General features: G+C 67.7%; 18 protein-coding genes and 1 pseudogene. 7 read left to right on the top strand and 12 right to left on the bottom strand.

What is annotated here, in order from left to right:
* Window positions 1-192: 192 nt before the first annotated feature.
* From ABEA93_RS25965 to ABEA93_RS25950, 4 genes are all read right to left on the bottom strand, one after another.
* On the bottom strand, window positions 193-1,245 hold the full coding sequence (locus tag ABEA93_RS25965) for a hypothetical protein (protein ID WP_345678195.1): 1,053 nt from the start codon (window positions 1,243-1,245) through the stop codon (window positions 193-195).
* A gap of 772 nt (window positions 1,246-2,017) precedes the next feature.
* Window positions 2,018-2,674, bottom strand: a complete 657-nt coding sequence (locus ABEA93_RS25960) for a hemerythrin domain-containing protein (protein ID WP_345678194.1) — start codon at window positions 2,672-2,674, stop codon at window positions 2,018-2,020.
* A 42-nt stretch (window positions 2,675-2,716) separates the two neighbouring features.
* Window positions 2,717-3,271, bottom strand: a complete 555-nt coding sequence (locus ABEA93_RS25955; RefSeq protein WP_345678193.1) for a hypothetical protein — start codon at window positions 3,269-3,271, stop codon at window positions 2,717-2,719.
* A 14-nt stretch (window positions 3,272-3,285) separates the two neighbouring features.
* Entirely contained in the window at window positions 3,286-3,930 is a 645-nt protein-coding gene (locus tag ABEA93_RS25950) for a TetR/AcrR family transcriptional regulator (RefSeq protein ID WP_345678192.1), read from the bottom strand.
* 862 nt (window positions 3,931-4,792) lie between these two features.
* Here ABEA93_RS25950 and ABEA93_RS25945 point away from each other — a divergent pair.
* Complete coding sequence (locus tag ABEA93_RS25945) at window positions 4,793-5,461, top strand: hypothetical protein (protein ID WP_345678191.1); 669 nt, start codon at window positions 4,793-4,795, stop codon at window positions 5,459-5,461.
* Window positions 5,462-5,495: 34 nt separating this feature from the next.
* On the opposite strand, the gene ABEA93_RS25940 is transcribed toward ABEA93_RS25945, so the two are convergent.
* The 7 genes from ABEA93_RS25940 to ABEA93_RS25910 all read right to left on the bottom strand — a co-directional run bounded on the left by ABEA93_RS25940 (window position 5,496) and on the right by ABEA93_RS25910 (window position 11,109).
* Window positions 5,496-6,002, bottom strand: a complete 507-nt coding sequence (locus ABEA93_RS25940) for a hypothetical protein (protein WP_345678190.1) — start codon at window positions 6,000-6,002, stop codon at window positions 5,496-5,498.
* A gap of 346 nt (window positions 6,003-6,348) precedes the next feature.
* Complete coding sequence (locus ABEA93_RS25935) at window positions 6,349-6,921, bottom strand: hypothetical protein (protein ID WP_345678189.1); 573 nt, start codon at window positions 6,919-6,921, stop codon at window positions 6,349-6,351.
* 353 nt (window positions 6,922-7,274) lie between these two features.
* A complete protein-coding gene (locus tag ABEA93_RS25930) occupies window positions 7,275-7,667 on the bottom strand; it encodes a fic family toxin-antitoxin system, toxin component (RefSeq protein ID WP_345678188.1) in 393 nt (130 codons plus the stop codon).
* The gene (locus ABEA93_RS25925; protein ID WP_345678187.1) at window positions 7,664-7,876 is read right to left on the bottom strand and encodes a hypothetical protein; all 213 of its coding nucleotides are present in this window, start codon (window positions 7,874-7,876) and stop codon (window positions 7,664-7,666) included. The genes ABEA93_RS25930 and ABEA93_RS25925 overlap by 4 nt, the downstream gene beginning before the upstream one ends.
* 217 nt (window positions 7,877-8,093) lie before the next feature.
* Window positions 8,094-8,477: a DUF6009 family protein gene (locus ABEA93_RS25920; RefSeq protein WP_345678186.1), complete on the bottom strand. Its 384-nt coding sequence runs from the start codon at window positions 8,475-8,477 to the stop codon at window positions 8,094-8,096.
* Complete coding sequence (locus ABEA93_RS25915; protein ID WP_345678185.1) at window positions 8,474-9,997, bottom strand: DNA primase family protein; 1,524 nt, start codon at window positions 9,995-9,997, stop codon at window positions 8,474-8,476. The genes ABEA93_RS25920 and ABEA93_RS25915 overlap by 4 nt, the downstream gene beginning before the upstream one ends.
* The gene (locus tag ABEA93_RS25910; protein WP_345678184.1) at window positions 9,994-11,109 is read right to left on the bottom strand and encodes a bifunctional DNA primase/polymerase; all 1,116 of its coding nucleotides are present in this window, start codon (window positions 11,107-11,109) and stop codon (window positions 9,994-9,996) included. Before ABEA93_RS25910 ends, ABEA93_RS25915 begins: the two co-directional genes overlap by 4 nt.
* Window positions 11,110-12,018: 909 nt before the next feature.
* Here ABEA93_RS25910 and ABEA93_RS25905 point away from each other — a divergent pair.
* The 6 genes from ABEA93_RS25905 to ABEA93_RS25880 all read left to right on the top strand — a co-directional run bounded on the left by ABEA93_RS25905 (window position 12,019) and on the right by ABEA93_RS25880 (window position 18,077).
* A complete protein-coding gene (locus ABEA93_RS25905) occupies window positions 12,019-13,221 on the top strand; it encodes a zeta toxin family protein (RefSeq protein ID WP_345678183.1) in 1,203 nt (400 codons plus the stop codon).
* Between the two features lie 482 nt (window positions 13,222-13,703).
* Window positions 13,704-14,282, top strand: a complete 579-nt coding sequence (locus ABEA93_RS25900; protein WP_345678182.1) for an RNA polymerase sigma factor — start codon at window positions 13,704-13,706, stop codon at window positions 14,280-14,282.
* Window positions 14,279-15,148: a hypothetical protein gene (locus ABEA93_RS25895; RefSeq protein ID WP_345678181.1), complete on the top strand. Its 870-nt coding sequence runs from the start codon at window positions 14,279-14,281 to the stop codon at window positions 15,146-15,148. Before ABEA93_RS25900 ends, ABEA93_RS25895 begins: the two co-directional genes overlap by 4 nt.
* Before the next feature lie 998 nt (window positions 15,149-16,146).
* Window positions 16,147-16,893 carry an arsenate reductase/protein-tyrosine-phosphatase family protein gene (locus ABEA93_RS25890; protein ID WP_345678180.1) on the top strand — a complete coding sequence of 249 codons (747 nt, stop codon included), beginning with the start codon at window positions 16,147-16,149 and terminating at the stop codon, window positions 16,891-16,893.
* A complete protein-coding gene (locus tag ABEA93_RS25885; RefSeq protein ID WP_345678179.1) occupies window positions 16,893-17,288 on the top strand; it encodes a VOC family protein in 396 nt (131 codons plus the stop codon). Before ABEA93_RS25890 ends, ABEA93_RS25885 begins: the two co-directional genes overlap by 1 nt.
* Window positions 17,289-17,684: 396 nt before the next feature.
* Window positions 17,685-18,077 carry an arsenate reductase ArsC gene (locus ABEA93_RS25880; protein ID WP_345678178.1) on the top strand — a complete coding sequence of 131 codons (393 nt, stop codon included), beginning with the start codon at window positions 17,685-17,687 and terminating at the stop codon, window positions 18,075-18,077.
* A gap of 346 nt (window positions 18,078-18,423) precedes the next feature.
* On the opposite strand, the pseudogene ABEA93_RS25875 reads toward ABEA93_RS25880, so the two are convergent.
* Window positions 18,424-18,540 (bottom strand): annotated as a pseudogene (locus tag ABEA93_RS25875) (IS5/IS1182 family transposase); the annotation flags it as partial.

Below are 18,540 nucleotides of genomic sequence, written 5' to 3'. Positions count from 1 at the left end.
CCTGGCTTTCTCTTGAATAGCCCGATTTTCTGCGGTCTTACGTACGTGTTCGAAGGTTTGTCAAACCGGCCTTATCCCCGGCGACCCGCAGCGTCTTGCCGCCCGCGAGTGGTCAGATACGCTGAAACGGCATAGCGGCGTCGGGACGAGTTCGGCACCTGCCGGACTTCGCAACTCCTTCCAGAACAGGGTTCAGACGTCAGTGGTCCCCGCGAGCGCCCAGCGACGGATTCGCCCCTCGTCTGGGCGTGCGTATCCGGGGATATGCATGGTGAGCCAGGTGCCGTCGCTGTGACTGCGCGCGGACTCGGTGTCGTGTTCGTCCGGGAACGGCATGGGATAGGCGATATAGCCCATAGGTTCCAAGGTGTCGGTACTGAACACCAGATGCCGGTACTTCTTGTTGTCGTGGCGCCCGGCGACGAGGACGTGGACCGGGGACACGAAGCAGGCGCCAGGGGTGAATTCCCAGTCGTCCCAGTGTCCGTCCTCGTTCAGCCGGATTGTGGTGCCAGTGAAGTCGCCGACGACGATGTCGTGCCAGGTGCCGCCGAGCCAGCGGTGACCGTCGGCGGATATGTCCAGCGGGAACCAGCCGCCTTGGGTGGGCGCGCCTTCGGCGTTGTCGTGCCAGGTGGTCCAGGTGCCGTCGGGTTCGTGTCCGTTGAAGTAGGCGAATCCCAGCTGCTGCCTGTCGGGATGGACGGTGATGTCCGTGATCCCGCGGTAGCGGGTTTCGGCCATGGCGGTGACATGCCAGTCTGAGGTCTCGACCACCCATCGCTCGGCGTCGTCCACCCAGTCATCGTCGGAGGATGGCCCGAGAGTCGGGACGAACGCCCACAGCTCGGAGCTGTCGGGGCTGAACACCGCGCAAGCCGGTACCGGGTCGCCGCCAGCGTCGCGGAACGGGGCGTACGTGGTCCGCCAGGCCACATGTCCCGTCGGGTCGACCACCATCATGCAGTCGGTGCCCGCGAGAACCACCCACTTGTGGTCGGGACTGACATCGACCCGGATAGCCTCGTCCGAATCGGAAGGTCGATACGTCAGTTCCTCAGGAATCGGAAAACGGGAGACAACCTGCAACTCTGGGTCCAAAAGCAGGACTTCACGAGGACTCGGAGCCGCCCAATAGCCATTCGCGAGCGGCCGTACCAGGTCGCAAAGTGGTATTGCCGCCTCGGTGAGCAGCGTCGCCCGCAGGGCAGGACCCGGGGACAGGCCAAGACTGTCATCAGACATGCGGGTGAGGGTACCCATGCCGCCCGACAGCGTCTGGCGTACACCCGGAGCGCAAGCGCTTCAGCGGCCGAACTCGTCGGCTTGGGTCCCGACATGCATTCAACCAGTGCCCTCGTCTCGGGTGGGCGGGGCGTTGCCACCGTCCTGCTGACGACGCGGTTGAGGTTGGGCATGCCGAGGTGGACGGTGGATCCCTGGTCGAGCTGCGCGAGCTTGGCCAAGGCGCCGACGAGACTGATCTTCAGCCCCTTCTATCTCGCCGTCGTGGTCGCGGGTGGCGTAGTGCGCGAGCAGGTTCTCCATGACGTCCCGTTTACTTGGCTTTCGGTAGATCTGTGTCGTCGCCAAACTGGGGGCGGTGCCATGCAGGACCGTCGGCGGCAACGCACGGCGCCCGACGTTGACTTCGCGGGTGAGCGATGCAACTGGGGGGAAGGAAGCGTTATCCGGGAAGCTATCGGCAGCAAACACATCTGATTCGCAGTAGACCATGGTGGCTAGGGATGCGCAGCACGCGAGCGCTGGCCGGATTGCGCATCGGTGCCCCGTGGAGAAGGACACGGCCGCGGGAACACTCGGAAATTGCAGCCTCGACCGGTCGTTCCTCGCCGCGGCGGCCAGCGCCGCGGCCTTGCTACGCGTCGCCCGCGGGTCCGGCCCCATGGCAGGCCCGCTTGCGTCGACGTGGGCACCGCCCCCATCGTCGCCAGTGTGAACGCGTGGGTCGCATGCCGGGCCCCGGGTCGACGGCCCCGGAGCCCGAGCTGGGGCCTCAGTTGCGTGCGGTGCGCCCCCACGGGGAATTCTTCAGGTACTTGGGTCGCCACTGCTTGCGGTAAAGGAACCGCACCGGCGGCGGGACGATGGCCAGCACCCGCTGCTCCACCTGAGGTGTTGCTCCCTCCAACAGCCAGGGGAAGAAGTGCGCGCCGCCCTTGAGGCCGACAGCTTTGCGCTGCTCGTTGCCGAACGCCTCCCAATCCTTCTGAGTAAGCACTGCGTCGACCAGCGGCAGTCCCTCGCGCTCCTCGTGCTCGAGGTGGGCGGTGACACCCGAGCCTAGTTCCTCCATGGTCGCGCGCAGGCTTGAGATATCTCCCGAGTCGAGCTGCCGGTCGACCGAGGCCATCAGCGGGTCGAGCACCGCATGCTCGGCCTCCATAGCGTCGAGCAGCGCGATGCGTTTCGCGTCTCCGGCCACCCTGGCGCGCATCGGCGGCCACAGCAACTTGTCCTCGGCGGAGTGGTGGATAGTCAGGTAGCGCTCGAAGACCCTCCAGCCGGCGTGGAAGGCCGCGAGGTCGCCGACTCGGATATCTGCGGCGGAGATCAGCCGTGACAGGTCGCGGCGGAGTGCGTCGTGCGCGGCGTACATCATCAGAAAGTTGATCTTCGTCGAGCTCGGGTCGTACTGGGTCGCGGTGCCCATCAGTGCCTCCTAGGGGGTAATTCACGTCCCGTAGTGGGTGGTTCAGATCGCGAACGAGCCGGCATAGCCGCTGTCGGCGTCGATGGCCGACAGCCGGAACATGTCGTCGGCCGAGAGCAGGGTGCCGACAGTCGAGCGCAGCGAATCCCGCCGCGCCGACGGCGAACGCCGGGCGGGCGAAGCCGGGCTTGAGCGAACTGAAGCGCAGCACGATCTGGATGAACAGGGTGAGAAGTAGAACAGCACGGCCAGCCAGATGCCGGTCACGAACATGATCCCGAAGCAGCCGGATCGGTTGGCGTTGTGGAAGATCCGCAACGGCATCAGCGGGGACGCCGAGCGGGCCGGGATCATCAGGAACGCGGCCGGCAGGGCGCACCCGCCATCCGGGGGAACCACGGTGGCGGTGCTGCCCCACGAGTGCAAGGCCGCGTTGATCAGGCCGTAGACGATCAGCGATATGCCGACCGTGACGGACAGCGCACCAGGTAGGCCGAGGTGGCCGCCAGCGGGACGGACTTGCGGAAGACCCGAGTGGCGGTCATCGACACGAAGGCGCCGATGGGCACGTTGATGAACAGCGTCGTTTCCGGACACTGGGCCACATCGGGTCAGTTGCCTGTGCGCGGACGCAGGCCGTCGAATGCTAGGTCGATGAACCGGCGCCAGTCGCCGCTCCCGGTGCGGATGATTGCGGACAGGGCGCCGACGAGCATGTAGACGTCCGAGACGGCGAGGTCTTCCCGAAGGGTTCGGGCCGACCGTCCCTGGTCGATCAATTCTCCGACCGCTAGTTCGAGCTGGGCGAGGATCTCCCCTCGGGGTGCCGAAGATCCCACCGTCGCTGCGACGGAAGCGGACAGCCCTTGATCGTCGGCCAGTATCTGACCAACGTGGCGTAGGTACCGGGCCAATCCCTGGCCCGACTCGGGGTCGCGCAAGCAGTCGGTGCGCGCGAACTGGAGAATCTCCGCGAACCGGAGTTCCGCTGCGGCTTCCACGAGGGCTTGTCGGGTCGGGAAATGCCGGTACACGGTGCCGGTGCCGACCCCGGCGGCCCGTGCCACCTCTGGCATCTGGACCTCGTCGCCGCGCTCCTGGAACAAGGCCCGCGCTGCAGCCAGCACTCGGGAACGGTTGCGCTCGGCGTCGGCGCGCGGCTTGCGGCCGGCGGGTGTCGATGGCGTTGACACGTTGCGAGCTCCTCCGCCTGGATCGATCCGGAACCGGATTCCGATTCCGATTATGTCATACACGGAGGGACTGCACCCACGCCTGAAGACCGTTTCATCCTGCTGGGGCAAGGGGCCGCCCGGCCAGGGCGTGTGCCGTTGCCGCCCGCGTTTGCAGTCAGGCGCTGACCGAGGACGCGGAAGGCCGGTGCTCGCTGCCGGCGGTAACCCGCGGCGAACGACATCCGATGGCACACCCACCATCAAGCAGATGAACCCTTTTGGTTCCGCGGCCGCGGGACGGTCTTGAGGGTGATGCCGAGTCTGGTAGCCCAGGCAACGACCATGCCCGGGTCGGTGAGCCGGAGCCTCCACAGGACGTCGCGGGCGGCATCGGCGCCGCGGACGCCAACGCCTGCCTCAACGTCCGGTAGTCGGTGGACCCTGCACCTGCGGCACAACGTCCGGATCGACACCGCCGGGTGAACCCGACGGTCCCGCCTGATCCGTTCGAACAGTTCGGCACGCGACAGACCCAATCCGGTCTCCCAACATGACCGTTGATCAATCACACCTTGACGCCGCCGCGCCATCGGCCTAACCCATTCATCCGGACAGAGGCGTGCTGTCTGCCTCCCCCGTGACCTCACGAACGGGCACAACGATCGGAGCGACGGAACTGGGGTCCTGACCCGTCGGGCGGTATCCGAGCGCCGTTGTCACGACGACGCTCCCAAGATCGCCGACGGCATCCGGAACGTGAGCCACGCTGCATCTGAGCGCTAGTGCCGACGACGGCATCGCCCGTATCGGCCGCACCCGCTTACCGAAAGGCCTTCGTACGTACGCCGTTTGCGTGGGGAGAATGATCGCGACAGGCACGGCATCCGGATGGGAGGAAGTCATGGCGGCGTCGCGGGCGGCTTTGCGGCCAGAGGGACTCCGGGTGAAAGTGCTGATCCAACGGGTGCGGTTGGGGAACGACGAATACCGGGTGATCCGCCCCGTCCGTGCGAAGAACGTCGCCCTCTACTCCGCCACGGGCGACCACTACGGGCTGTGCGTGGACCGGCCGGACGGCCGACAGTTGGGCACGCTGCTCATGCTCGCGGCCCGTTCGCCCCGATCACTGGTCTACCTGCCGTTGCGGTCGAATCCCGACGTCCCGGGCATCGGACCACCTGACGAGCAGCCGCTCGACCTGGTGCTGGTCCCCCGCGCCCAGCAGTTCCGACCGGCCCACTGGAAGCCGCTGCGCACCCGGATCACGGCAGGCAACGCCCCACGCGAACTGCGCACGGCGAGTGTGCCAGGGAGCGATCTGACCAAGGACATCGCCCGTGACCACCCACCATCAGGGGATCGGCACACGCTCCGCCAACACGTGCACGCCGAGACGCTGTTCCTGACCGGCGCACGCCATGCCTTCCGCGAGGCCGCGCGTCACGTGTTCGCGCTCACCGCGGACGGACCACCACTGGCTGCCAGGTACGGGCACCTCTACTACCCCTGGGGCTGCAACTACCACCACTGCAGCAACCTGTACGACCGGGACGAGCTCCCAGACGACTGGCGACAGATCCACATGGTCTTCCATCCCACATGGGCACGCTGACCACGCCGTCCAACCCAACCCGGGCAAAGCCTGCTCAGGCGGTTCCGTACTTCCAAGCACTGCAAGCGAACCCGGACCGGGGGTCCCGGCCTGGGGACCCGTCCTGGAGGCATGTGGAAACCATAATCTTGGTGCCCTCCGCCAGGTCACCGCCGTCTTTGCAGAGCGTATGTCCCGCACCTGCCCCCTCGTAGACGGTGAACCAGACTCGGTAACTGCCGCCTTGCAGGGCCGCGACGATCGTCATGGCACCATGCCCGTCGGCCTTGGTGTCTGTGGCGCAGACGACCTCGCCGTAACTCCTGAACTCGCCGTACGCCCCGTTGCCGTTACTGACCTTGTACACCATGCGGCCTGCGGCTTGTGCGGGAGCTGCCACGATCGTCGCCACGCCGCAGACGGCCACGGCCGCAGCTGCCGTAGTGCTCAATCGCGTTCGAAGTTTGCTCATTGGTGTCGTCCGTTCGTTGATGGAAAACGACGGTCTACCGGGCGGATGTGCATGGTGGGTGACGTAGGCCGTTGGCTGCAGCCAGTCCATCAGAGACACCGCGCTCGGAATCTAGCCGCTTGCCGGGCGCGACTTGGAATCCTTGCGCTTTTTGAACGCCGCCCTCGCCCATCAGTTCGCGTTCGAGACTTCCCTGGCGACACGGTGCTGCGATCGGAAACGTCGACCGGGTTGGTCATCTGGTCGGCGAGCGCCGCGCCGGGGCCGTCCAGGAGCTCGGCGTCGTTCGCGTGCGGCGGCGAACGCCTCACCCCTTGGGCTCAGAGGGGTGAGGCGCGCGGTTCGGGCCCTCAGCGGTCGGTGCGTGGCGACGGCAGGCCCGGCCCGGACTCGATCCGTCGGGAAGTGGTCCGCTCGGGTCAGTCGGAGGCGTCCTTCAGCCGTGTCTTATCACGGCGAGTGCGAAGGCGAGGCGGCGGTCGAACCAGGGTGCGGCGGGACGATAGGTCCTGACGCTTTCGAGGTAGCCGGATGTCATGACGACTTCGTCGTCGGCGTGCCAGGTCGCCATGTACTGCTTGCCGGGTGCTGCGTCGTCGGGGCCGAAGATGGCGGACTCGACGAGGTCGCCGACGAGTCGTCCCACGCCCGCGACACCACGCGAGGCGACCTCCTTGGAGGTGCCTTTCGCCCATGCGTAGCGCGCCACGATGTCCGGGTGGCCGAGCTCGCGGTGGTGGTGGGCGTCGGTCACGCGATAGCGCGCGTCGTCCACAGGGTTGGGGGCGACTGCGCACACGAGCACGTTCGGGTCACGGGCGTCGTGCAGCAGGTAGGAGGGGATGTCCGAGTTGGGCCGGCCGATGTACGCGGCAGGCGCGAAAAACCCTGCGGCGCCGCGAGGGCAGGGAAACCGCACGGCGAGTGCGCCGTTCTGCACCTTGCGCGTGCGTCGCGCCGGACGGGCCACGACACCGATGACGAACGGCGCGTCACGGTCCCCGGCCATCGGCTCGAGCGGGGGTTCCACCGCGGTTCGCTTCCCGAACACCATCCGCCCGCTCCCTTGACTGTCGTGCGCTTCGAACGCCGTCGCCCCTGTGATGAGCTGGTCACGGCTCCAATTGCCGTATGGGGAGCAGATCATGAGGGCGGGGTGCTCGAGATCGCTGGGTAGGCGACGGTGACGATGGCGACGGTTTCGTTCAATTGCTGGCGATCAAGCCCACGGCCTCGGCTGGTGAACCAGGAGCTACGACCGTGCCGGCGTGCCGAGGTCGGTTGGTAGCGCGGCGGTATGCCTGTGGTGGCGGAGCGACCGACCGAACGTCGTGTTCGAGGTGCTGCACGTTCGGCTGTGCCTCAATGGGTGGTGGGTCCGCCCTCGACCCGCCAGGTCTTCAGGACTGCGGCCACGGACGCGGCAGTGGACGCCGGATTCGTCAGTTCCTCTGCCAGCGCGGTCACTCCGACCTGGGTGAGCTTCACGGGTGCTCCGCAGGCCGCGAGGTAGCCGTGTGCCACCGCGACGGCCACACGCAGGTTCGACCGTTCCAGCCAGCGAAGCCGCCCCAGGGTGTGGCACAGTGCGGCAGCCTTGGCATATTCGCCTTGATAGACGTCCTGTCCGGCTATGACCGCACGACTGCGCTCGACGGCAGCCACCGGCACGCCGTAGTCGTCAGGGGCAGGGTCACGCTCGCCGGCGCGTTCGGCGACCTCCAGAACCCACGCCAGATCGACGTTCACGCTCACGCGTTCGCCTCGATGCCGTCGAGCAGATCGCCGTAGCCGTCCAGAACCTCCTGCGCGGCCGCGACGAACGCGTCACGCAGCCGTTCGTTGTCGGACCTGATCAGCTGCTCCACATACTCGTTCACCGGCACCCTCCGCGTTTCCGCGGCCTGCCGCGCCATCTCGGCCGCCGACTCCTCCAGCCGCAGATTCACCTGGGTCTTTGCCACACCCCAGAGGCTACCACCTGATAGCAGGGGCAGGTGCCCTTGCGGCACCAGGAGTTCGACGCTCCGCCCAGCGGCGCATCTCCCGCAAGACGGGGCGAAGGGACGCCGCCATCGCATCCCTTGGGCGTAGTCGGCTCCGAGTCCCCCACTTATGTGAGCTCATGGCTGCCGCGCTCCGCTGCGCCTACCCGTCGCGACGCCGCAGGTGCGCCCGGTTCTACACGCCCTGCTTCTCGTCCGACAACGAGCTTCCTTCGGACCGCTCGGTCTTCGTACCGCGCTCGCCGGGGCGGATGGTGCGTGGATCGACTGCTTCCGAGGGTGTGCCGGTGCAGTACACGCCGTCGGGTTCTTGGTCGCGGTCGTGAGGGGCGAGCCAGATGACCCGGCGCAGATACGTGCCTGAGGCGCGGGAAGGCCGTGCGCTGGGGCCGAGGACTGCGTAGCCGACCAGACGTCCGGGGCGGTGGTACGCGGGTTTGCCGCCGCGACGCGGGAGGCGGTCGAGGGATTGGCGGACGTAGTCGAGGGGTGTGATGTCTTCAAGCCAGACGATGTCGGTCTCGTGTTGGAGTTCTTGGGCTTCGATGAGTGCGCTCACGCCGGTCCCTCCGCGCTGGGGTCGAGGAGTCCGATGCCGGGGTAGTACTTGCGCTGGTTGGACAGCAGCATCTGTTTGGCGGAGGCCATGCCCAGGACTTCGCGCACGCGCGCGGCGAAGGCGCGGTTGGACACCGGTGTGCTCCCGTCAGCCTGGCACCAGTCCCGGTAGGCGTTGAAGAGGGCGGCTTGTTCGGCGCGCATGTCCGCGTCGAGCTTGCAGCGTTCGCCCAGGAACCTGCCGAGGTGATCTTCGGTTTCAGCGTAAGCGCTGGTTGCCAATCGGACGCGTTCGGGTCCGGTGAGGTCGCGATCGCCGCCCAGGTAGAGGCCGGCGCCGGCGATGAGCCACGCGAGGATGCCGGCGCCTTCCTCTTGCACGAGGACGTCGGCGAGGTTGTCGACCTTGCGTGCGTCGGGGACCACGCGTTCGAACGGGATCAGCCTGATGCGGCGCCAGAACGCGAAGCCGCCGGAAGTGACGGCGGGGCGGTGGTTGCCGAGCAGCCAGAGCTTGTGGGTGGGGACGAAGCTGAAGAAGTCCTGACGCATCCGGCGGGCTTTGAGCTTGTCGCCGCCGGTGAGGGACTTGACCCGGGCTTCGTCGAAGCGGTCCTCGGGGTTGAATTCGGAGCAGACGATGATCCGTCGGCCGTGGAGTTCCGCCAGGTCGGTGGGGTGGCTCTCGAAGTTCTTGGCCATGAGGAAGCCCGGTGGTGCGGCATCGGCGTAGTCGCCCATCAGTTTGATCATGGTGTCGAGGAGAACGGACTTGCCGTTCTTGCCTGTGCCGTAGAGGAACGCGAGGACCTGGGCGCCGACGTCGCCGGTGATGGAGTAGCCGAGCAGGCGGTGGACGAAGCCGATTGTCTCCTGGCCCTCGGCGTCGTCGCCGAAGGTGTCGGTGAGGAACCGGTCCCAGCGCGGGGTAGGCATGGTCCGGGGCGCGACCAGGGTAGAGCGCGAGTGCAGGTGCCGGGTCGGATCGGCCACAGCGACGGTACCGGTGTGGAGGTCGACGATGCCACCGGGAGTGCACAGTTCGTAGGGGTTGGCGTCGAGCTGGTCGGCTCTGATGGCCATGCCAGGGGCGGTTTTTGCCTGGATCAGCATGGCCTTGACACCGGATGTCGACATCGCTCGGCGGCGGTGCTTGCGGAGTGCTTCACGGGTGTGGTTGCCGGCAGGGTCGAGAGTAGCGATGCGTTCGGCCATCTCCCCGGCGTTCCAGACGACCGTCTCGACGTCGTCGGGCTGCCAACGGTGGCCGTTCCACAGGTACCAACCCAAGCCGGGCACGTATTTGAAGTCGCCGTTGTAGAGACGGACGAAGAGCTTGGCGTTGCCGCGATCCGTCAGGCTGTCGGGAATCAGCCCGTTCTCGGTCGCCAGGCCCTCGAGGACCGGCTGGGTCGGCAGCGGGTTCTGCGGTGCCGTGGGGGCCGGTTGGCTGGGGCTCGGCAAGGTGAGTTGGGCAGCGACGGCGGCGGGGTTGAACCCGCTGTCGGCGGCGGTGGTCACGTGTGGCCTCCCGTGTGCAGCGGGCGCTGGTGTCCCGCGGCCATACCGCTGCGGATGATGCCGTGCGCGCGGCGGGCCTGCCCGGGGCGGGCGTGCTCGGCCGCGGCGGTGAGGTGGTCTTCGGCGGCTTGGACGCTGAGGCGGCCTGCCGCGACGAGGCCGCCCATGGTGAAAGCGGCCCTGTTGAGTTTCTCGGAGAACGATGCGCCTTCCGGCACCGCAGCGCAGGCGTGGACGTCGGCAAGCACCGTGGCGATGGTTCGGTCGAGTGCCGAGCCCGTCGTGCTTCCCCGCAAGCCGCGGGCTCGGCTGATGGCTTGGGCCGCACGCGACGGCACGGCGACAGGGGCCGTGCTAGCCACGACAGGGGGTTCGCGGTGTCCGGTGCGTTCCAACTCGGCGGACAACCAGGTCGGCAGCAGACGCGGCACCCTCGCGCCATCTTGGACGGCGTAGGTCCCGCCTGCGGTGACGGTACCCGGGGTGACGATGTAGCCGCCGAGGCCCCGAACGTCGACTTGCCAGGCGAGCGCGCGCTTCTTCCCTGCGCCGGTGGAACTGAGCATGCGGTGGCCTGGGCGGGTGCGGTACCAGACGTGCAGTCCACCGGACGGGGTACGCACGCGCAGCGTGGTGTCGTCGTCGGCGGGGCTCGGCTCCTCATGGAGTGCCGCAAGAACGGCGATGGTGTGGAAACCGCTCTCCAGACCGGTCAGGTCGATCGTGTCCGGGATCGCGATACCGGGGAGGAGTCGGTCGCGGTCCGCGAGTCGAGTGGTGTGGGCGTCGATGTCGATGACGACCAAGCCCGCGGGGCCGCACGCCACCCCGACGCCGTAGTTCGGATTGCTTCCCCACCAGCGGCGGATCCGCTCTTCGTCGAGGGTGGCCGCGTAGAAGCCGTGGCAGGGGCGCCCTTCCGCCAGGCAGGCGCAGCCATCGTGCGTGTGCCTGGAGCCCTGGCAGTCCGCACAGTTGGCTGCGGGTGTCTTCCGTCCGGGTGCCAGCGGGTGCACAGGCCAGCCCTGGCGGGCGCATCGCAGGGCCCGATGGAGGGACGCTTGAGGCGGGTCTCCCCCGTTCCGGGCCCGTGTCGGTACTGTGGGCTGCATACGAGGTCTCTTCTCGTTTGTGCTGTGCCCCGGGCCAGGGCCAGTGCGGGTGCCACCGCACGATGCCTGACACTGCTCGGGGTTCAGCTTTTTTCTCGTGAGTTCTGTGATGATGCCGGCCGGGTCGGCGGGGTGCTCCGCTATGTCGCCTGGGCCGAGGTCACCTCGCTTCTCTGATCAACGAACTTCGTCTCACCTGGTCATGGGCCGTTTGGGGGCAGCCAGAGCGACCGAAGCGACTGAAGATGCCTATTGGGTAGCCGACAGGCTAGCGGAGGCACCTGGGCCGGAAGCGGTGACACGCTCGGTCAGAAAACCGGGCCGGGGCGAGCGACTGACGAGCGTTGAGTCGCTGGCGTAGGTAACTAGGTGTTTCCGCAGGTCACAGGCGGTGCACCGGATCCCACAGCGACCGAAGCGACTGTAGCCCCCTACTTATCACTTGCACGCGCGCATGGGCGCACGCGGGAATGTCACTCATATTCCAAACTTGAGTCGCTTCAGTCGCTGTCCGGCTAGGGAGAACCCGCTGACCTGCGCAAACACCGAGCGACCGAAGCGACTCAACGACAGCGACCGAACCGCAGCGGAGCACGAACCGGGGCCATTTCCGGGCTTGGCCGCCCCGAGAGCCCCAAAGCCTGAGTCGCTTGGGTCGCTTCAGTCGCTACGGGGAAGTGATGGGGACTGCCCGGGGCCTCACATGCCTGGAGCTTTGCGGGGCAGGGCAGACGAAATGGCGCCCGGCCCGGACTCCTGGGCTGCGCAGCCCTGCTCGGCATCTCCAACAGGTAGGTCGTAGCTGCAGCGACTAGCCAGTCCGCGAACAGTCGTTACGGTGTTCGCAGGTCAGAGCCATGCACGACGCAGCACAGCGACCGAAGCGACCCAACACCCAGATTGGATGACGTGTTGCGAACACGTCGTCCTGGTCGCGGAGTACGACGACTTCGGGTGCAGTGGCAAGCCGGCTCCCAGCTCGAATTCAGAGGGCCACCAGAGGTAGCACGCTGCGCGTGTCTGCGGCGGCTGGGCCCGGTGGTGCGGGTGTGCAGCGACCTGTACAAGCCCGATCACCCGCACCACGCAGCATTGCTGGCTGACGATGTTCGCCTTGCCGGTGTCGGCGTCCGCGCGGACGTGCGGCGCTGGCAGGCCGCGGTCGAGGAGCACGTCCGCATCCACCGGCTGGACGTGGTCGTGGAGACGGTGCTGGTGGACCGCGACGAGGCGCGGGCCGCGTCGACCGCCTACCGCCGGTCGGGGCACCGGGTCGACCTGGTCGTGGTCGCGACGTCGCCGGCGCTGAGCGCGCAGGGTGTGCTCGACCGCTATCTCGCTGGAGACACTGACGGCGGCGGTCGATGGGTGTCGTGGGAGAACCACGACCGCTGCGTCGCCGCGCTGCTGGCGACGCTCGCGGTGGTTGACGCCGAGCGCCTGGTCGACCGGGTCACGGTCGTACGCCGCGACGGCACAGTGCTCTACACGAACCACCTGGACGACACCGGCCGGTGGACGGCCGCGCCCGGCGCGGCAGCTGCGGTGGAGGCCGAGCACCGGCGGTGGTGGTCGGCCCCGGAGACGGCAGTGTTCCGCCGCTCGCTGGCGCGTTCCGACCAGCAGCTGCACCGCGACGTGGTGGACGAGGACCGGCGCCTGGCCGTGCAGCGCGACGCGAAACGCGCGGCTGCGCTCGCCGAACCGGTGCGGCGGATTGCCAATCCGACCACGTCGGCCCCGGACGTGCACTACCACCGGCTGTCCAACGACGAGTTCGAATGGATCTGGCGCGAGCTGATCGTCCTGGACTACCTGAGCGACATCACCGCGCACGGCGTCCCGGTCACCACCTACGTGATGGGCCAGCCCGGAGCGGGGAAGACGAACGCCGCGTACCTGGTGCGGCGCGCGATGCGGCACCGCAGACCGGTCGCGGTCTCCGGGGAGACCTTGCCTCAGGCCGACGCGCATGGGCATCCGCAGGCCGTGCCCGAAGAGTTCACCCGGCGGCCGGTGCGCAACTCATCGAGTACCCCGACCTGTTGTCCACTGCCGATGGCACCATCATTGCGTGTCGCGCGCGCCACGCTCTGCGCGACCGGCTCGTGATCGTCTATGCCGGTGGCACCTCGGTCTGCTGCCGCTGCGTGCACAAATGTGCGTTTCCGGGCCCCTCGCCCGCGGCCGGCGAACCCGAGCCTCCTGACTGCTACGGAGCACCCTCGAGCGCGCCATCGTTCAGCACGGGCTTCGACGGGCTGCTCACCGGGACTTGCAGCAATTGACGCCCTGATTCGCAACGTGTCGTGCCGGTAGTGCCCTTCAGCCCGAAGCGCAGACCTGCCGTACGCGCTGAGCTCGGTGGGTCTGCGCCGCCCGGAGGAGCAACTGTGCGCGAGGCTCGGGTCCGACGTGCGCCGTGGTGCTGGGGATCCCGCATGAATCTGCGCGGGGAATTTGATCTTGTCTGCGGTCCGCCCTTTCCCTCGATGTGGACCCGTCGTGTTTGTCGCCGGGATTTCGCAGACCCGGGCGGCGGTGGTGGCCGACTCTGCAACCCCCACCGGTGGGCCGGACACTCTTGGGGCGTGATGACCGAGCAGAGGCAAGACCTCACCGACCAAGCCCTGTGGCACGAGGTCGCAGTCGGGGACCGGGCGTCGTTCGCGGAGGTATTCGACCGGCACGCGGGGGCGGTCTACGGCCACCTTCTACGACGGATGGGTGACCACGGCGAGGCCGAGGATTTGACTTCCGCGGTTTTCCTGGCCGCGTGGCGGCGGCGGGGCGAGCTGCGTATCGACCGCGACAGTGTGCTGCCGTGGTTGCTGGGCACCGCGAACCGCACGCTGGCGAACCGCCGACGCGCGCTCAAGCGCTACCGCGCCTTGGTCGCACGCGCCCCGGCCCCTCCGGACATACCCGACCATGCCGACGAGGTCGCGGCCCGGCTCGATGCCGAGCGACGTGCCGAGGCGTTGCGCCGATCGGTGGGCCGGCTGCCGCGGCACGAGCGCGAGGTGGTCGAACTGTGCGTGTGGGGCGGGTTGGACCAGCAGGCGGCCGCGGTGGCGTTGGGGGTCGCGCTCGGGACAGTGAAGGCCCGGATGCACCGGGCGCGGCGACGGCTCGGCACGCTGGTGCCGGAGGAATTGGAGAAGGACCGATGAGCCCGTACAGCGAGGACCGGCTGCCGGCGCACGATCGCAGGCGGCGCGAACTGCTCGCAGTGCTACAGGCCGAGGCGGCGACGCCCGAGCGGCGGTCGCCGGTCATCCCGGTGGCGGCCGTGGCTGCGGTACTGACCATCGCCGGGGCGGGGGTGCTGGTGGCCAAGCCGTGGGCGGACGGGGCCAGCCCTGCGCAGTCCGGTCCCGGAGTGCCAACAGCGCAGGTCGGCAATCCGGTGCCGGACGACATAGCGGCGAAGGCCCTCGCGTCGTGCCTGAAGGAGGTGCGTTGGGACCCGCCGATCGACGGGCCGCCGACCCCGATGCCGAAGCCGGTGAGGCCCACAGCGACATCGCTGCCGGTTGCGTTGCCCGCGCCGGTGTGGGTGTACAAAATGGTGTTCACGGCGTGGGAGCCGGACGGCAAGGGCGGGCTGAACCCCTTCGTGGTGGCAGTGTCACCCAAGGGCGATTCCCTGATCGGCTGCCACGGGCCGGAGGCAGCATCGGTCCCGCAGCTCGCGATCGGACCGCACGGCGAGGTCCCCGTCAGCGACAGCCCCATCAGCCACAGCGAGTACCAGGTCCCCGACCCGCGCCTTGCAGGCGTCGGGCCGGATCGGCCGACCGACTCGGTCACGCTGTGGGGGTACGCCGCGCCGAAGGTCGTCCGGGTGGACGTCACGGACCCGGACGGCACGGTCAGGGGGGCCGTGCTGCGCGGCGGCGTGTGGTTCGTCAACGGAGGGCACGGCTACGGCTCGCCGGGCAACGGCCCGGTCCGGATCCGCGCATACGACGCCTCGGGAACGCTACTCGTGGACGCGGGACTCGGCGCCGACCCCGCCGCATGGTCAGCGCCGTGACCGCAACGCGCACTATCCGACGGAGCCGGGTTTCGTGTTCGGACGCATCGTAGGCGCCCACTGGGAGTCCGGGGCACCTGTCACGTATGCGGAGAGGTACAGCCAGATCAATGCTCCGGTGACGGCGATCCGGCCGCGGTGTGTTGCTGTGAATCCCCAGGTCACGAAGTGTCGGCCCCGTGCGTGCAGGGATTGCTCGGTTGGTTCCTTTTCGGTCAGGTTTGATCATTGGTCGGCCCCGTGCGTGCGGGGATTGCTCGACGTACCGCGATGCGCCGGAGGAACTCCGGGAGTCGGTCCTTGTGTGTGCGGGGATTCTTGACCGTGCGTGCCCGACGCGAACTCGGCTGCGCCGCGCTCGCCGTGCCAGGCCGGTCAAACGTCGTCACTCCTGGGTCCAGGCGTTGAGAGGCCGCAGTGCTGAACATGCTGCCGGTCCGCGCGGGAACGCGTGAGCCCACCCGTTCGGCGAGGTCACAGCTCTGGCTGCGCCGCGCAGACCGCTGGCCTGCAGCCGCAGTGTTGCTGTCGGGTGTCAGGTTTCCCAGGCGCGGGTGATGTCGTCGGGGCCCAGTGGAGGGTGATGTCGTCGGTGTCGAGGTCGGGGGTTGAGTCCGTTGAGGGTGGCGATGCCCTCCGCCCCCCGACCCCGGTACCGCGGCCACACCGGTAGAGCATCCGCTTCGCGGCTGCGCTCTCGGCGCACTCGGCAGGGCGCCAGCTCTGCGGCTGCGCCCCGGCACACGGCGCTGGGGCACCCGCGCCCGTTGCTGCGCCCCCGCGACTCACCCGGGCGCTGCAGGCCTCCTGCTGCGCCTCGCGCCTCGCCCGAGATGCAGGCGCCCTGTTGGCCGCCGTCGGCCTGGCGGCCCTGGTCGCTGTGCTGGCACAGCCACCAGCGGCACGGGCTATCGGCGCGCGACCTCCAACGTGGGCCAACGCCGAACAGCAGAAGCGCTCAAGCATCCATCAAACGATATTGATGTACCCTGCTTCGTGTGGCGACGACCGATCGAGTGCCTGTACCGCTTCTGATGCGTATGGCGGCGCATCCGCTGCGATGGGCGCTGATGGCCGAACTGGCAATCAGTGATCGCCGCGTACGGGAGTTGGTCGCTGCCGTCGACGAGTCGCAGAATCTGGTGTCCTACCACCTGCGCCTGCTGCGCACGACAGGGCTGGTCGCCGCGCGGCGCAGCAATTTTGACGGCCGTGACAGCTACTATCACCTGGATTTGGCTCGCTGCGCCGCTGCTCTCGGCGACGCCGCCACGGCGCTGCATCCTGCTCTGGCGCCCACCGACCTTCCCTGGCCGGCCGACAGCTCGGTGTTGTTCCTGTGCACTGGAAACAGTGCGCGTTCCCCGATGGCCGAGGCGCTGCTGCGACACCGCATCGGCGGTGTCCAGTCCGCAAGCGCAGGCAGCCACCCCGCGCGACGCCTGCATCCGAACACGGTTCGGGTCTTGCATGAGAATTACGGGATCGACCTTGGACCTCGGCAGCCGCAGTCGCTGACCGCGCTCGAAGGGGTGCGTTTCGACTACGTCGTCACGTTGTGCGACAAGATCCGCGAGATTCCCCGGGACCACGGATCAGCATTCACAACACATTGGAGCCTGCCCGATCCGTCTGCTACCGGGGACACCGACCGTGCGACATACCCGGAATTCCGGCGTCTCGCGGCGGAACTCGACACCCGCATCAAGTACCTGCGCCTCCTCACACGCACCCGGGAGATCTGATGACGACGACTGAATTTGCCAGCGTCCGCTACCTCGTTGACGACGTCCGAGCAGCAGTCGATTTCTACACCACCCACCTCGGCTTCACCGTCGCCTTTGATGCCTCCCCTGCCATGGCGGACGTCAGGCGCGGCCCGCTGCGACTGATTGTCGCGGGTCCCACAAGCTCCGCAGCCCGCCCGATGCCCGACGGTGTCACCCCCACACCTGGCGGCTGGAACCGCATCCACCTCACCGTCAGCGACATCTCGGCTGAAGTCACGCGGCTCCAGGCGGCCGATGTTGTCTTTCGCAACGAGATCATCAGCGGCCCCGGCGGACAGCAAGTACTGCTGCAAGACCCGTCTGGCAACCTCATCGAGCTGTTCCAACCCGCGGACGCTGTGACCCGCTGAAGTCCGAGCGCGCAGAAGGGCTATGTCACCGCTGTCTATCGCCCGGCGCCCACGACATGCGCGTCGTTCATCTCATCGGCCCGACGTTGAAGGCCAGTCGGCCCGTGTAGAACCATGGCGATGTATCCGTGCGGCCTTCTGCGACACCCTGGATTGAGCAAATACGCCCGCTCATCACGGGCCCTCGACGTCGCCGAGGTGATCTCCACGACTGCGGCTGGCTCACCATATTGCGGTGGAACCCCCGAACCAGATTGCCGTTCGGTTTGCAGGAACCTCTACAGGACGCGGGTGCAGGCGTCGTCGACAGCTCATGAGCCCTCGTGTGGGTCGGCGCCCTGCAAAAAAAGCCTTTCACGGAAGGGGAATCGTCCTCTGTATCCCTATGGGCCCTCCGTGCTCTTCATCTGTGTCCACAACGCCGGCCGCTCGCAGATGGCAGCAGGCTTCATGCGCCGCCTCGGCGGGGGCCGCGTCAACGTCTGGTCCTCCGGGCCCGACCCCGGTGACCGGATTAACCCTGATGCCGTCGTGGCCATGGACGAAGTCGGCATCGACATCTCCGACCAGATACCCGCGTTGCTCACCGAGGATGTGGTCCAAGCCTCCGATGTTGTGGTGACGATCGGTTGCGCTGATGCCTGTCCCATCTTCCCCGGCAAGCTCTACCAAGACTGGCAGGTGGACGACCCCCGAGGCCAAGGCATCGAAGCGATGCGCTCGATTCGCGACCAGATCGAGCAGCGCGTCCGCGCTCTCCTCGCGGAAGTGCTGACCGACGGCTCCTGACACCGGCTGCCGACGAGTCACCGACCGCACCGCATGACGCTCCTCTGTGCCACGGACGTGCTGCCTGCCTCGGTGTAGCCGATAGACCCGAGGATGAACACCGCGCGTGGCCGCAGGATGTTCGGAGTCTCGGAATCGGGACACACCAAAGCAAGTTCGTCGAACGACGGCGGCGAGGCCTTCGCTTCGTCGTCGGTGTCCGCATCCCATCGCCTTACGGAGGCGCCCGCTCAGGCGGCAGAAAGGGCTGACTATGTCCCACGGGTCGTCAGGCACGATTCAGTCGCAATCCGCATAGCAAACCAACGATCAAGACCCCACTTGGGAAACCTTCTTAGACGTCATCTCATTTGGTGAGTCTGCGATAGCAAATGAGGGTGCAGGCGATGGCGGTGAAGGCGAGGAAGTGTTCGGGCTTGCGTTCGTAGCGGCGGTGCAGGCGGCGGCAGCCGGCGAGCCATGA

Origin of the sequence: Yinghuangia aomiensis (genome assembly GCF_039542225.1) — a bacterium.
Lineage (GTDB): Bacteria > Actinomycetota > Actinomycetes > Streptomycetales > Streptomycetaceae > Yinghuangia > Yinghuangia aomiensis.
Note: the sequence above shows the minus strand (reverse complement) of the source record. Positions and strands in the feature narration are given on the sequence as shown.

Bases quoted from the DNA above. Each gene is read 5' to 3' on its own strand.
- ABEA93_RS25910 (WP_345678184.1), bottom strand. From the start codon at position 11,109: ATGCAGCCCACAGTACCGACACGGGCCCGGAACGGGGGAGACCCGCCT.
- ABEA93_RS25935 (WP_345678189.1), bottom strand. From the start codon at position 6,921: ATGGCCGGGGACCGTGACGCGCCGTTCGTCATCGGTGTCGTGGCCCGT.
- ABEA93_RS25900 (WP_345678182.1), top strand. From the start codon at position 13,704: ATGACCGAGCAGAGGCAAGACCTCACCGACCAAGCCCTGTGGCACGAG.
- ABEA93_RS25895 (WP_345678181.1), top strand. From the start codon at position 14,279: ATGAGCCCGTACAGCGAGGACCGGCTGCCGGCGCACGATCGCAGGCGG.
- ABEA93_RS25885 (WP_345678179.1), top strand. From the start codon at position 16,893: ATGACGACGACTGAATTTGCCAGCGTCCGCTACCTCGTTGACGACGTC.
- ABEA93_RS25940 (WP_345678190.1), bottom strand. From the start codon at position 6,002: ATGGACTGGCTGCAGCCAACGGCCTACGTCACCCACCATGCACATCCG.
- ABEA93_RS25965 (WP_345678195.1), bottom strand. From the start codon at position 1,245: ATGTCTGATGACAGTCTTGGCCTGTCCCCGGGTCCTGCCCTGCGGGCG.
- ABEA93_RS25960 (WP_345678194.1), bottom strand. From the start codon at position 2,674: ATGGGCACCGCGACCCAGTACGACCCGAGCTCGACGAAGATCAACTTT.